At 44.7% G+C, this 1,577-nt stretch carries 3 protein-coding genes; all 3 read right to left on the reverse strand.

Going from position 1 to position 1,577, the window contains the following annotated elements:
• On the reverse strand, positions 1-721 hold a 721-nt coding region (locus tag H5073_RS17860; protein ID WP_182680910.1), incomplete at its 3' end, for an IS66 family transposase zinc-finger binding domain-containing protein.
• 91 nt (positions 722-812) lie between these two features.
• Entirely contained in the window at positions 813-1,163 is a 351-nt protein-coding gene (gene tnpB / locus H5073_RS17865; RefSeq protein ID WP_182680911.1) for an IS66 family insertion sequence element accessory protein TnpB, read from the reverse strand.
• Complete coding sequence (locus tag H5073_RS17870) at positions 1,160-1,495, reverse strand: IS66 family insertion sequence element accessory protein TnpB (protein WP_182680912.1); 336 nt, start codon at positions 1,493-1,495, stop codon at positions 1,160-1,162. The genes tnpB and H5073_RS17870 overlap by 4 nt, the downstream gene beginning before the upstream one ends.
• Positions 1,496-1,577 lie beyond the last annotated feature (82 nt).

Here is a 1,577-nt window from a genome sequence, read left to right on the forward strand (position 1 = left end):
CGGCAAACAACGTGGGCTGCGTTAACAACCCTGTTTTAAGCCGTTCCACCAGTGGTGCAAACAGTGTGGCGGATTTGTCTATCCAGCTGCTCATGGTCTGACGGCTCAGCTCAATACCATATTGCTTGAACATCGCTTCCTGGCGATAAAGCGGTAACCCGTATTGGTATTTACTGGTGATAAGCTGACTGAGCAAACTGCTTGTCGCGATACCTTTATTAATCGGCATCGCAGGCATGGGTGCTTGCTTTATCGGTGTATGAGTCGAGGATTTATCACAGTGACGGCAGGCGTATTTAGGCCGAATGTGCTCAATGACTTTGATTTGGGCTGGGATAAACTCAAGCTTTTCTGACTTGTCTTCCCCCATTTTATGTAGCTCACCGCCACAGCAATCACAGATTTTATCTGCTATATCGTGAATAACCTGCTCACGGGGTAAGTCTTTTGGCAGTGGCTTACGCACCGGTTTTTTGCGGGTATAGCTAATGGATTGTTGCTCAGCCTCAACGGCTTCAATAATCTCTTCGACTTCATTGAATAACTCGCCTTGCGAGGCAAAGCCTTCAGCACTTTTGCCAAATTGTTTTTGTTGGGCCAGGCGCCAGCGTTCTTCTAAGGCTGCGATTTGCGCATCTTTTTGTAAAGATAATTGCCGCTCATTTTCGAGCAGTTTTTCCAGCTCAGCGATGCGCTGTTTAAGGGCGAGTACATTTTTCATGACGCCTATTTTAAGGCGTCACCAGCGGGTTTCCAGTGCTAAATGAACATCCTTTGATGATCATCAATCGATCGCTATATCTTTTGAATAATTAAAGCACTTGCTTACCTGCGACATCAATTTTACTGTGGCCAATCACATCATAACCCCCTAATAACCAATGTAATTGTTGCTCGGTTAATGTCATGGTGGGTGACATGAGTTTTGGCCATTTGAACTTATGCTTATCTAATCGCTTATACCACAGCGCAAAGCCGGTATTATCCCAATAAAGCAATTTGAGTTTGTCACGGCCTTTATTACAAAAGACAAATAGCGCACCACTGAGCACAGGCAGTTCAAGCTCTGCTTCCACCAACGCCGCCAATCCATTAATCGATTTACGAAAATCGACCACATCGGCACATAAATAAACGGTGGGCACATCAACAAACATCTTCATGCCATTAACCCTTTAATGATAGTAACGATATCGGTCGTTGCTAAATTGGCAGGAAGCATGAGCTGGCCTGTGCGGGTATCATACTGCAGTGCATTTTGATGAGTGTACTCGCAGACTTCAGTGGCGGTTTGTTTTAGTTGAATAAAGCGTGATGATGTAGCGCGCTTTGGCAGGGTTGTTTTTTGCTGGTTCTCAGCCTGTAAAGCACGTTGTTTATAATAAGTGGTAATCGAGACATTATGATGTTGGCAGAATTCAACATTAGTGCCTTTGAAATTGCTGCGCTGCTGAAGTAAACCGAGCCACTGTGCCGCTGTTCTGTATGTTTTCATCACCTGCTCCAAATTTATCATTGAGCAGGTATTTTCAAATAGTCAGATCAATGATGCGAGGTGTGGTTCGCTAGACGGTTAC

This window comes from Shewanella sp. SR44-3, assembly GCF_014163735.1.
Lineage (GTDB): Bacteria > Pseudomonadota > Gammaproteobacteria > Enterobacterales > Shewanellaceae > Shewanella.